Source organism: Synechococcus sp. JA-2-3B'a(2-13), from assembly GCF_000013225.1.
GTDB lineage: Bacteria > Cyanobacteriota > Cyanobacteriia > Thermostichales > Thermostichaceae > Thermostichus.
In genome coordinates, this window is the sequence record NC_007776.1 from 563,024 (window position 1) to 574,933 (window position 11,910).

General features: G+C 57.5%; 12 protein-coding genes. 6 read left to right on the plus strand and 6 right to left on the minus strand.

All coding sequences use genetic code 11. The features are described from left to right. Window positions 1–26: 26 nt before the first annotated feature. From CYB_RS02620 to CYB_RS02630, 3 genes are all read right to left on the minus strand, one after another. A complete protein-coding gene (locus CYB_RS02620) occupies window positions 27–1,328 on the minus strand; it encodes a gamma-glutamyl-phosphate reductase (RefSeq protein WP_011432203.1) in 1,302 nt (433 codons plus the stop codon). 137 nt (window positions 1,329–1,465) lie between these two features. After that, window positions 1,466–1,807, minus strand: a complete 342-nt coding sequence (locus CYB_RS02625; RefSeq protein ID WP_238376873.1) for a hypothetical protein — start codon at window positions 1,805–1,807, stop codon at window positions 1,466–1,468. 168 nt (window positions 1,808–1,975) lie between these two features. Next, on the minus strand, window positions 1,976–3,277 hold the full coding sequence (locus CYB_RS02630) for a hypothetical protein (protein ID WP_148202687.1): 1,302 nt from the start codon (window positions 3,275–3,277) through the stop codon (window positions 1,976–1,978). Between the two features lie 316 nt (window positions 3,278–3,593). On the opposite strand from CYB_RS02630, the gene gshA reads away from it, so the two are divergent. Further along, window positions 3,594–4,730 (plus strand): glutamate--cysteine ligase, encoded by a 1,137-nt coding sequence (gshA, locus tag CYB_RS02635; RefSeq protein WP_041436211.1) that lies wholly within the window; start codon window positions 3,594–3,596, stop codon window positions 4,728–4,730. 212 nt (window positions 4,731–4,942) lie between these two features. Here the strand turns inward: gshA and CYB_RS02640 are convergent, their stop codons facing one another. Then, window positions 4,943–5,689, minus strand: a complete 747-nt coding sequence (locus CYB_RS02640) for a TVP38/TMEM64 family protein (protein ID WP_011432207.1) — start codon at window positions 5,687–5,689, stop codon at window positions 4,943–4,945. Between the two features lie 80 nt (window positions 5,690–5,769). Then, window positions 5,770–6,120, minus strand: coding sequence for a phenylpyruvate tautomerase MIF-related protein (locus tag CYB_RS02645; protein WP_011432208.1), 351 nt, complete (start codon window positions 6,118–6,120; stop codon window positions 5,770–5,772). Between the two features lie 183 nt (window positions 6,121–6,303). Here CYB_RS02645 and CYB_RS02650 point away from each other — a divergent pair, with 183 nt between their 5' ends. Then, the gene (locus CYB_RS02650) at window positions 6,304–6,687 is read left to right on the plus strand and encodes a RidA family protein (RefSeq protein ID WP_011432209.1); all 384 of its coding nucleotides are present in this window, start codon (window positions 6,304–6,306) and stop codon (window positions 6,685–6,687) included. Window positions 6,688–6,704: 17 nt separating this feature from the next. Here CYB_RS02650 and yidD read toward each other — a convergent pair whose 3' ends face one another. After that, window positions 6,705–6,974: a membrane protein insertion efficiency factor YidD gene (gene yidD, locus CYB_RS02655; RefSeq protein WP_011432210.1), complete on the minus strand. Its 270-nt coding sequence runs from the start codon at window positions 6,972–6,974 to the stop codon at window positions 6,705–6,707. Between the two features lie 231 nt (window positions 6,975–7,205). On the opposite strand from yidD, the gene CYB_RS02660 reads away from it, so the two are divergent. From CYB_RS02660 to CYB_RS02675, 4 genes are all read left to right on the plus strand, one after another. Next, window positions 7,206–8,507 carry an MFS transporter gene (locus CYB_RS02660; RefSeq protein WP_011432211.1) on the plus strand — a complete coding sequence of 434 codons (1,302 nt, stop codon included), beginning with the start codon at window positions 7,206–7,208 and terminating at the stop codon, window positions 8,505–8,507. Window positions 8,508–8,637: 130 nt separating this feature from the next. Beyond that, window positions 8,638–9,504, plus strand: a complete 867-nt coding sequence (locus CYB_RS02665; RefSeq protein WP_238376874.1) for a SpoIID/LytB domain-containing protein — start codon at window positions 8,638–8,640, stop codon at window positions 9,502–9,504. 373 nt (window positions 9,505–9,877) lie between these two features. Beyond that, complete coding sequence (locus CYB_RS14265; RefSeq protein ID WP_011432213.1) at window positions 9,878–10,195, plus strand: CRISPR-associated endonuclease Cas1; 318 nt, start codon at window positions 9,878–9,880, stop codon at window positions 10,193–10,195. Between the two features lie 107 nt (window positions 10,196–10,302). Continuing rightward, a complete protein-coding gene (locus CYB_RS02675; RefSeq protein WP_011432214.1) occupies window positions 10,303–11,835 on the plus strand; it encodes a UvrD-helicase domain-containing protein in 1,533 nt (510 codons plus the stop codon). Window positions 11,836–11,910 lie beyond the last annotated feature (75 nt).

Sequence of the window (11,910 nt, forward strand, 5' to 3'; positions counted from 1 at the left end):
CGCATCAGTTGGGTTGCTGCCCGGCTCTACAGATCGCCCTGAGCCACCACCTTCACCGTTGTCAGGGCTTCCACGTCGATGGGCCCGCGCACGTGCAGCCGCTGGGTAGAAATGCCCAAAGACAGGTCGCGAAACGCTCCCAACGTGGGGATCCCAGCTCCCCGGCCTGCCGAGAGGGGGGAAGTGTTGATGTGGATCAGGGCGGCATCTACTTCCTGGAGAAAGCGCTGGGCCGCCGATTGGCTATCGGTGAGGATCGTCTCCGATTGACGGCAACCATTTTTGTTAATCCAGGCGATCGCCTCCGTCAGGTCGGCAATGGGCTGCAGGCGCAGATGAGGTCGTTCTGTCGAGTCAAAGCCTTGCCCAAGCGGCTGGAGCTGCGGGAACTGCTCTAGGATGGGTGCTGCTGCCTGTACAGCGATCCCGTGACCCAGCAAGTCCTCCACCAAGGCGGTCAGATGGTTGGCGGCCCAATCGGTGTGGATCAGCAGCCAAAGGGTGAGGGGCTGATAGATAGGGATCCCTTCTGAGCCATACTGGGCGAGGGGATCCAACAAAACCGACTTGACCAAAGGCCAAGGGGCGGTGCGATCCAGATAGATGTGGCCGTAGCCCAAATGGGTAGCCAGAGTCGGCACTTTGCTGGCCTGCAACAGGAACTCCACCCAGCCGGGGCGACCGCAGGGAATCACCAGGTCTAGGTAGCGGGTTTGCTGTAACAACGGCAATAGTGGGGAATCTACTTGGGGATCTGCGGTTCGGTCTTGGGCGGGCAAGGTTTGAATGGCTCCTTCCGGGATCCCGTGCTCGTAAGCCGTCTCTGCCAACAGGTTGACCATAGCCTGGTGGGTTTTCTGGATGGGACCGCTGCTGGCCAAAATCACGCCGTTTCCCGCTTTTAAGCACATGCCAATGCCATTTAGGGCAAACTCGGGGTAGATTTCATAGACCAGAGCGATCAACCCCAACGGGACGCGGTAGCGGCCAATAAACAGGCCGTTCTCCTGGCGGTGCCCTTTCTCCAGCTTGCCAATGGGATCCGGCTGCTGGGCCAGGAGAGTCAGCAACTGGGCGGATCGCTGTAGGCGCTCGGGGGTGAGCTTCAGGCCGTTGAGGATCCACTCCGGTACGGTTTGCTCGCGGCAACTTTCCAGGTCGAGGGTATTGGCTTCCAGGAGCAGATCGGAGCGCTCCAACAAACACCGCGAGAGAGCCAGCAGGGCCTGGCGCTTGGTTTGGCTGCTCAACCGCTGCATCTGCGGTAGTAAGCGGCGTACCTGTCGCAGAGTGGTACCTAAGTCAAAGTCTGAACCGAAATCTGTCACTTGAACTTCTCCCGCCTAGCCCATTAGAGACAGACCCGCTGCGTTCTCCAGACCACTGCTAACAAGAAATGGTTGGATCCACAAGTGCTGGGGCTGCCAATTCTGGAGACCAGTCGCTGGAGAAAATCTCACTCACCTCAGGGCCGCCGCAGCAGCAGGATCGCCGTTACCATCAGCAGCGTTAGCAACAAGCCGAGAATCATGAACCAACTGAGCAACTGGGTTTGGTTTGGGAAGAGCACTGCGCCGATGAACCCAACCGCCAAGACAATGCCCAAGCTGAGGGTGAGGCCCAAGAGCGCGGATCCCTGTAGGGTGTTTTCCCGCCGCAACACCCATTGGTAGCCGTTCCAGAACCACATTTTGCGATAGGGATAAGAAACGGCCAGTTGCTCGATGTACAGGCGGTCGGGGGTAATGGCAAAAATATGCTGGCAACGGCTACACCCAAAGGCTTCGGTTAGGGTGATCAGGCGCAACTGACCTTGATGGCAGCACGGGCAGGGGTAAATTTTGGCGGGCTCAAGGGTCTGAGCGACACGCGGGGCTGAGTTTTGACGGGGAGACTTGCGGGGAGAAGAGAAGGCCACAGCTCTCAGCCGGTGAGAAGTTGGGATCCCTCACATCCTATCTTCAGGAAAGCGGAGTCAAGCCACCCAGAGATGGTGGACGTAGCGCCAGGTGAGGATTTGGTTGAGGGCGAGGAAGATCAAAGCTAGAAGCCCGTAGCCCAGCTTCAGGATAGTGCCAAGATAGCCAAGCACCCTTTGGGGGATGAAGCTGAAATCGGTGTGTTTGGCCCAATGTACCAACGCCAACACCTGCAGGATGTGAACCGGCAGACAATAGCGGCTCATGCTTCGCTGGCCCAAGGGGCTCGTACCCGTCAGGGCAATGTAAAACATGGCCCAAGCAGCCAGATGAAATCCCAGCCGCTCCCGCCAACACTGGCTTCTACCTGCCATAACTCCTGCCGCATCCATTAAACCTGTAACAAGCAGGGATCCCAGGGTGGCAGACACAAACAGTTGGCTAAGAGCGTCAGCCCACAGCCCAGGGTCTTTCATCGGTGCAGAAAGAGAGAGTAAGCTTTGCCAGCGTTCGGCGGAAAGGACATATGTGCGAGCTTGGAAAATAGCTTGATAATTGGCTTTCACGCCGGTAAAGTAACGCTGCATTTCCAGGTAGAGATCCCAGCGTCCGAAGCGGAGCTGACAGTAGAGAAAAAAGCCCAGGCCACCCAACAGAGCCAAGCTCGCTGCCATACTCGTCCAAAACCAACGGCGGGCTTGGGTTCTCTCCCCCGCTTTCAGGAGATTCAAAAAAGGGAGCAGCGCCACCGGCAAGCCGACAATCCGAGTAGCACTCATCACCAAGCCGTGGATCCCAGCCAGGAGCATCAGCAGGGGACGGCCCCCGTGAATTGACCAGTAGAGAAAACCCAGTAGGCTGGCCATAAACAAAGATTCGCTGTAGCCCACGACCAGGTAAAAGCTGGTGGGATAAAAGAAGATGAGCAAACTGGCCAAAATTTGCCAGAGGGGGGGAATTTGCCACCTGCGGTAAAGCAGGAAAAGGTAAACCCACATCAGCCAGCAAAAGAGCTGGGCGGTGAGGTAGAGCCCCAGTTCAGGGTCAACTCCCACAAGGTGACTGATTGCGGCCACTGCCAGGGGATAGCCGGGGAAAAAAGCTACGTTGCTCTGCTCGTAGGCAATCTTGTCAAAGCCCACAAACTGGTACCCTCGCCGCACAATGCTGAGATACCAATAGCTATCCCGCTGACTCAGGGCTGTGAAGGCAGAAGCATAGTCGCTCTCCTCACTCCAGAACGGGATCATGAAGATCTGCAGCACCGTCAAGGCCAAGCTGGGCAACAAGATTTGCCCTAAGAAAGGGGCAAGGTACTGCCGACCTCGCTGCAACAGATGACTGAGAGGAAAGCTCATCGCTGAATCGTTAAGGGTGAAGATGGCACTTTGATTTCTTCTTGGTAATCGTCGTCGGAGTTCACCTGCCAGAGGTCGTGGTTCCTTTTTGATCTCCACCCTAAGGCCCTGTGGATTCCTTGCCAAAGTCTAGGACTTTTGAGATACCGCTTGGTTCAATTGACACCCTCTAAGAGTGAGAGTGTAAATATTATAAAACGGCTCTAAAACAGGTCGAGAAACTTCCCTACCATCGGCCAACTCCCTGCCAAACCCCAGGACAATGAGGGGAGAAGAGAAAGGTTAGACTGGTGAGGCTGCGGCTGGAGGCTGGCCTGTGCTGTTAACCAAGGGCTTTGAGGTGGAAATGTACACCGGCACCGCCGCCGGGGAAGTGGTGGGCTTGTCGGATCGCATTTGCCAGGCTTTGCCAGGGTTTGTGCGGGAGCCGGATCGGCGCAATGTGGAGTACATCACCCCCCCTCTCCGCCGCTACGAAGACCTGCTCTGCGCTCTGCTGCGACCTCGCCTGCAGTTGCGGCAATTTTTGCGCCGTCTTGGCCCTTACACCCTTCTGCCAGGGAGTACGCTGGCTTTGGGCGGCAGCGATCACTTCGAGCGGTCGGATCCCGGCAACCCCTACCACGACTACATCGAGCGCACCTATGGCACGCGGGTGGTAACTGCTAGCATTCACATCAATGTTGGCCTGCCAGGTACCGAGGCCATCTTCCGGGCCTGTCGCCTGCTGCGAGCGGAAGCATCTCTCTACCTAGCTCTGAGCGCTTCCTCTCCTTTTCTGGACGGACGGGTGACGGGATCCCATTCCAGCCGTTGGCAGGTGTTCCCCAAAACGCCGGCTCAGGTGCCCTTCTTCCGGGATCACGCCCACTACATTGCCTGGATCCAGGAGCAGCTAGCCTTGGGCACCATGCAGAATGTGCGCCACCTGTGGGCCTCGGTGCGACCCAACGGCCCGGAGCGGCCCTACCACCTCAACCGCGTGGAGCTGCGCATTTGCGATCTGGTGGGGGATCCGGTAATGGTTCTGGCCATTACCGCCTTGGTGGAAGCCCGTCTCTGGCAGTTGCTGGCCCAGCCGGAAGCGCTGGATCCCTTGCGGGGGCCCTTTACCCCAACAGAGCTGGAGAGCCTTTGCGAAGCCAACGAGCAGGCTGCTGCTCGAGAATCGCTGCAATCTCATTTGGTCGATTGGCGGACAGGCCGGGAACGGGCGGCCCAAGAGTGGATCGAAGAGCTGCTGACCGAAGCTTGGCGTATTGGCCAACCTCAAGGCTTGGGCTGTTTTCTAGCTCCCTTGCAAACTCTGCTCCACCAGGGCAATGAGGCCCAACGCTGGCTGAAGCAAGTCAACCAGGGATCCACACCTGCCCAGGTGTACCAACAGGCCATCCAGGAGCTGGCCGAACAAGACCGAGAGAGGCAGGAAACCCTCTGTCAAGCTGTCGGCTAAGCCTCTGCCCAACGGTGAGCGTTCTCAACCCGGTGCTTTCTACACACTAGCTCGCCGAGCCAACTTATAGTCATTTCAAACTGGATTGAGACACTCCTACTGCTGCCCAAACGCTCCGCGCCGCTTCCGCGACCACCTCCAGTCCTTCTCCCAGAGAGAGAGGAGTTGGGAAGCAATGCAACAGATTTCATTCTTGTTTAAAATGCAATTCCCTAGGCAGGCTCCACCGCTTCTTGTAGGGCTTTGCGGGCAATGCGAGTGACGTAGACGGTAGCGGCTATGGTGGCGATGAGCCCCACGAGGCGAACGACCCATTGGGCGGTTTGAGCCTGAGGATCCAACTCCGCGCCTTCCATGTCGGCCAGGGATCCCGCCAACGAGCCGATGTACACATACATAAAAGTACCCGGCACGATCCCGGCAGTGCCCAACAAGTTATCCAGAAAAGAAATTCGGGTCAGCCCTAGGGCGTAGTTGAGCACATTGAAGGGAAACGCAGGCGACAGCCGAATCAGGCCGACTATTTTCCATCCCTCACGTCCCACTGCTCGGTCGATGGCCGCAAACTTGGCATTTCCCTCAATCCATTTCGCCACCTGTTCCCGCGCCAAGTAGCGCCCGATTAAAAAAGCCAAGTTGGCTCCAATGGTTGCCCCGATCAGCACGTACACAGTTCCGGCCAGCAACCCGAACACAGCTCCTGCCCCCAAGGTCAGCACCGAGGCTGGTAGAAGCAGCACCGTCGCTACAATGTAAATGGCAATGAAGAGGATCGGCCCCAGCAACCCCAAGCTTTCAATCCAAGCCAGAGCTTCGGCGAGCCAGTCTTGAATAACTCCAAAAAATCCCAATCGATGGGCTGCCCAAAAGATAAAAATGGCCAAGCCCAAGCCGGTAGCAAGCTTAAGCAAAATCCGCTGCTTTTGGGGATTTGTGTTGAGTTGAGGTAGCTCTTCCATTGGCTAAACTCCTACAAAGTTCTTGTGAGGCGAGCTAGGGCAAGCCAGAGTAGACAGCTCTTGGAGTGGGGGAAGTATCTTTACCCGAAAGTCGTGCCGTTCCATCCCCAAAGATAGCCTTTGGCATCGCTGAACTCAATGTAAATCCTCTTCTTGGGGATCCCCAATCGGGCCTCGATGGTGCCACAAAAAAACTCGCTCATGGCCCGGGTTTGTTGGGCGGAAAATTGCCCGATACTCTTGATTTCTAGGTAACAACAGGGATCCCCACTGCCAGCAAAGGTCATCGGGATCCCACCTTCAAAGGCAGTCATCACGTAGGCTTCCGACTTGCCCAACTGTTCCGATAGAGCAGCAGACAGCACCTTGAGCAGTTCCTCTACTGCGGCGATTTCTGGTTGCACAGACGTTTGCAGCTTGATCAAAGGCATGGATCCCTCTCCCTATCAACAAATTCATCTTGAAATTCATCTTGGCATTCTTGGCCCCGCTCTTCGGCAATCCACCTGTGGTAGCGTAGCGACAGAGTTGGGCAAACCTCTATGGAGCAGACGAAGCCGGCCCAGCCAGAGATCGGCCACCAGCAGGGCCAAATCGGGCCAGGCCCTTGTGCTGTGCAAACTGAGGCTGCCCCCGCTCCTGTCGGCCCTTACAGCCAGGGCGTTACTGCTCTGGGGCCGTTTCTGTTCACCGCCGGACAGGTGGGCCTGGATCCCAAAACCGGCAAACTGGTGGGGGAGGACATTGTTTCTCAAACTCGGCAGGCGTTGCTGAACGTGCAGGCAGTGCTGGAAGCGGGGGGCACCACTCTCGCCAATGTGGTGAAGACAACGGTTTTCCTGGCCGATATGGAGGACTTTGCGGCCATGAACGAGGTTTATCGAGAGTTTTTTGCCACCGATCCGGCTCCGGCCCGCTCTTGCGTGCAGGTGGCTCGCCTGCCCCTCAATGCCCGAGTGGAAATCGAGGTTGTAGCCTGCTACCCACAATCGACCTAAATGTCTCCTGAGTCCGGCTAGCGGAATGGTTTCTGGGTCGGCGCGGATCCCGGCAAATCGGGAACTGGATCGTAGCCCCCTGGGTGCCAGGGATGACAGCGACAGAGGCGACGGATCCCCAGCCAACCCCCTCGTAGGGCACCGTAGCGCCGCACCGCTTCCAAGGTGTACTGGGAGCAGGTGGGGTAGTAGCGACAAGCAGGCGGCAGCCAAGGAGAAATACCCACCTGGTAACCCCGGATCAGGGCAATCAAGCTGCGAGTGAGGGGATCCGATCGTTCAGGCATGGGTCGGAGTCCAAAAAGCGCATCTCTAGGTAACTTGAGGTTAGCTGTTATCCCAGACTGGAGGCGCCTGCAAAGGCGAGCAGGGCCGGTTCCCAGCCCCAGACCATACGGTTACAATCAGAAAGGTTAGTACCTAAATATTTCGGGCTGAGGGATCCGGCGAAGGTGGGCTTATCCTAGGGCGCGGTTCTGGGAGAACGCTTTGAGTTCCATTTTGCATAAGGAGTTGGCGTGAGGGTATTCGGGCAGCTGCAGCCGGCACAGCGGCGCAACTTGGGCATTTTGTTTGTGGCTGGGCTGCTCTTTTGGGCCAGTTTATCCTCGCTGCTGCCCACGTTGCCTCTCTACGTCAGAGATGCCGGTGGCACCAGCCAGCAAGTGGGCTGGGTAATGGGGGCCTTTTCGATTGGGTTGCTGGCCTTTCGCCCTGCGTTGGGTCGCCTGGCGGATGGCCACAGCCGGCAGATCGTGCTGCTTATCGGCATGGGGGTGGTGGGGATGGCCCCCATAGGATACTGGCTCTCCGATTGGATCCCATGGGTAGCGCTGGTGCGAGCCTTTCATGGGGTTAGCATCGCCGCTTTTGCCACGGCCTATGTGACTTTGGTGGTGGATTTTGCCCCAGAAGAAAAACGGGGTGAGATCCTGGGCTACATGAGTTTGGTCAATCCGATCGGCGCAGCCATTGGCCCTGCTTTGGGCGGCTTTTTGCAGGAGTTTGCCGGCTATGGCCCTTCGTTTCTCTTCTCTGCTCTGCTGGGGTTGGTGGGCTTTCTTTGTACCCAACTGGTTCGAGAACAGCGGCGTGAGCATTGGGGATCCCTGCCGATGGATGGGGCCTTCTGGAGCTTTCTGGGCAGCCCGAAGGTGCGCTCCCTCGCTTGGGTGATGTTTTTGGTGGGGTTGGCCTTCGGCACCCAGACCACCTTTGTGGCCTTGTTAATCCAAGAAGCCGGAGCTCCCCTGAATCCAGGTCTTTTTTATACGGCAGTGGCCTTTGCCAGCTTTGGAGTGCGCCTGCTCACCGGTCGCGCTTCCGATCGCTATGGGCGGGGGCCGTTTATCTCCCTCAGCTTGGTCACCTATGCCCTGGCGATGGGGATCCTGATTGTTGCCAATAGCAGCGGCGCTTTTCTGGCTGCTGGGGTCGCGGTAGGCTGCGGTTTTGGGACTTTGATCCCTCTCATTTCTGCCCTCGTGGCCGATCGCTCGGAGCCGGCGGAGCGGGGTCGCCTGTTTAGCTTGGTGATGTGCGGGTTTGATTTGGGCATTGGCCTGGCGGGGCCCCTTTTGGGCACCTTAGCAGCGGGATCCGGCTATCGAGCCATGTTTGGCTATGCGGCTCTTCTTTCCTTGGCTTCCTTGGGTTCTTTTCTCTTCTTCTCCAATGGACGACCGGGGGACTCGCTGCGCTTTGCCTTGGGCCTGGGGCCGGATAGCCTTTCGGGTTGTCTGGAGGACAGCCGCAACCCGACCTCCTGGAGCCACCGGGTCAGCCCGCTCCCCCGGAGACGGGATCCCGTTCATAGATAGTCTCATATCTCTATCAGATCCCCCCTGCTCCACACCTGATCCACACCTGAATTGAGACTCAAGCCCTCTGCAGTTTCTACAGACAAACCGGCCCATTTCTGGAAACTCGCCCTATCCTAAGTTGGAGTTGGTGTACAAAAAGCAACTCTGGGCACGGGCTATGGAAGCGCGGCATTGGCTGGCCCTGATGGGATCCCTGGTGGTCAGTGCCTTCTGGGGATGGGTGGAGTCTGTCTGGGGGGTGACAGTGCGAGTGCAATTGGCCGATACCACTGCCCCTCTGGTGGTAGGCGTTTCTCTCCCTGCCCAACTGATCAACGGTCGGGGAGAGGTGCTGGCAGATCTGCCCCCTATGCAAGGGTTTTTGGCTCAGCCCAGCCCTCAAGGGGTGCGTCTGCATGGGGTGGTTGACCCGGTGCTGTTCATCGAACCTCAGGAGGGTGGCCTGGTGGCAGTGAATGGCCGCTGGTACTCCGGCAAGGTGCTCTTGACTGGCTACAACATGGTGATGGCCATCAACTACGTGGATCTAGAAGACTATGTGGCCAGTGTGGTGGATGCAGAAATGGGATCCCGGTTCTTCCCAGAAGCCCTGAAGGCGCAAGCGGTGGCAGCCCGCAGCTACGTTCTTTACCATCGCAACTCCCGCGGTTGGTTTGATGTGTTTAGCGATACTCGCTCCCAGGTGTACCGAGGGCTTTCCCAGCGGTCGGCAGCCGCCCTGGAAGCAACACAAGCCACCCGTGGTGTGGTCATGGTGTATGGGGGTCAGTTTGTCAATGCCATGTACAGCGCCAGCAGCGGCGGCCAAACCGTCGGGGTGAGTGGGATCCCTTATTTGAGGAGCTTACCGGATGTCAGCCCCTATCCCAAGTTTGGGCATGGCATTGGCATGAGCCAGTGGGGCGCCCAAGAATTGGCCCGCCGAGGCTGGACTTACCGCCAAATTTTGGCCTACTACTACCGAGGGGTCAGCTTTGCTCGTTTGCCAGAGTGAGACCTTCAGTGCCCTGATTTGCTCTGTCTCGTCTGCGTCAACCGAACCGCGGCTTTTGGGCCTGAAAGACCTCTTGGGCTTTGGGATCCCCTCGCTGAGGGCGGCGTTGAACTCCACTTCGGTCATGGTGCTAGAGCCGAGATAGTAGCCCCAACGATACACCAGATCCCCAAGGATGCCGTAGTGTCTCAGGGTTTGCAGATCTTTCATCAGGAGCGCACCGTCACGAACGGATCCCACACCAGAAACCCTGCTCTGCTTTTTCGCCATTCGCATCTTCCCTTACAGCATTTTTGGGCCTGACTTTTAACTTGAAGAAGACCCCGTTTTGTTCCCACCTCAGCTTCAATTTTAGGCTTCTGGGAGTGGCCTCATGGGTAGAACACTCTATGTGTCCCAACAGGATTGCTACCTCAGCCTCGACCAGGAACGCCTGGTTGTCAAACGGGCTGGAGCTGTTCTTCAACAGGCTCAATTGCCCCACTTGGATCAGATTTTGATCTTTGGCCATGCCCAAGTCACAACCCAACTGATCCAGAGTTGCCTAGAGCGCAACATCCCCATCGCCTATCTTTCCCACATGGGGTACTGTGCTGGGCCGTCATCAACCGGCAGGTGCAGACCTACAAGCAGTTTGTATAATGATCAGATCCCTGTTTACTTAAGGACTATGAGGAGAACCCTCGGGTAAGCGAGGCCTGGGTCTACCTGGGCATGCTACGATTGTTGGTGAAGCGGCTAGCCAAGGCCGCGTAACTGCCCGTGGAGGACTTTTACGACAGCCTATAATCCAAATTAATGGCAACGCTAACGGATGAACAAAAAGCGGTCGTAGAAGCCGCAAAGACTGGTAGTCACCTCAAGGTGGTGGCCTTCGCCGGAGCGGGCAAGACTTTCACCCTGGTAGAGGTCGCCAAGGCGCTGGCAGGCAAGCGCATCCTCTACCTGACCTTTAGCAAGGCCTTGGCAGAAGAGGCCAAGCAGAAGTTCGGCAGCCTGGCCGACGTGATGACCAACCACGCCCTGGCCTACAAGGAGACGGGCAAACTCTTTGCAGAGAAAAAACGCTTGGGGGGCAGCCTCTTCAAGGCCCGCCGCAAGCTGGCAGAGGACATGCCCGACCTCGATTGCCTTCTGGAGTGGGGCTCCCGCGACCGGGAAGAAGCCCTGTTCCCGGTGCTTGAGACCGTAAATCGCTTCACCCAGTCGGAGGTTGAGACTGTCACAGCTGAACACATCCCTGAAATCCTGCGCCTGAAGATCGAGGCGGAAGATGAGAGATTTGATGACTTTGCGGCCTGCCTGGTGCCCCTGGCCCAGCGGGCCTGGGAGCTTTTAGTAGATCCAGAGGCCAGCTATCCGGTCAGCCACGATGTCTACCTCAAGCTCTACCAGCTCTCCCGCCCTCAGCTCCCCTATGATGTGATTCTCTTTGACGAAGCGCAGGATGCCAATCCTGCCATGCTGGGCATCCTGCTGCCCCAGGCTGCTCGGCGTATCTTCGTGGGTGACCCCCACCAGCAGATCTACGCCTGGCGGGGCGCGGTGAACGCTATGGAACGCCTTGACGGGCAGGAGCTCCCCCTCTCTCAGTCTTTTCGTTTCAAGGAACACATTGCAGACGAGGCCAGCGAGCTGCTCTATCTCTTCAAAGGGGAGACCCGCCGGGTGCGGGGCAACCCTTACCCAAAACAGGACGGTTCTACCGCCATCCTCAGCCGCACCAACGTCGGGGCCCTTCGGGAGGTGCTGGTACTATTAGATCAGGGCAAAAAAGTAGCTCTGGTGAATAAGATAGAGGAGCTCACCGATGTCCTGAAAGCCGCCTACGACCTTTACCGGGGGCAGAAGCCCCGCCACCCAGAGTTCTCGCTCTTCAGAAGCTGGGAGCAACTGAAGTACCTCATCGAGCGCTTTCCCTCTATAGCCGCACAGTACAGGCCCTACGAGCGCCTTGTCGAGGAGTACAAGGACAGGATTCCCAAGGTGTGCCATACCTTGAGCAACAGTTTGGTGGACGAAGAACATGCTGAGGTGGTAGTCTCCACCGCTCACCGCTCCAAGGGCCGCGAGTGGGATCGGGTGACTCTGGCAGAAGACTTCACAGGGGTGACCTTAGCCCAGGAGAACCCTACACATCGGTGTGTGAAGCTGTACCCAGAGGAGGCCAACCTGACCTATGTGGCCTTCACGCGCGCCCGCGATACCCTGGTTAAGGGAGCTTTCACAGAGGCCCTTGAACGACAAAAAGATCTCGCTAGGGCGCTCAAAGCTGGTAAGCTTCAGCTCTGTACACCAGAGATTGAGGCGCAAGCACGCAAGGCCGATTGAGCTCCTCTCGGTCCATTCCGCCCTCCATGCTTAACCCACAAAATACGCGACACTACCTGGCGGAATATCGACAGC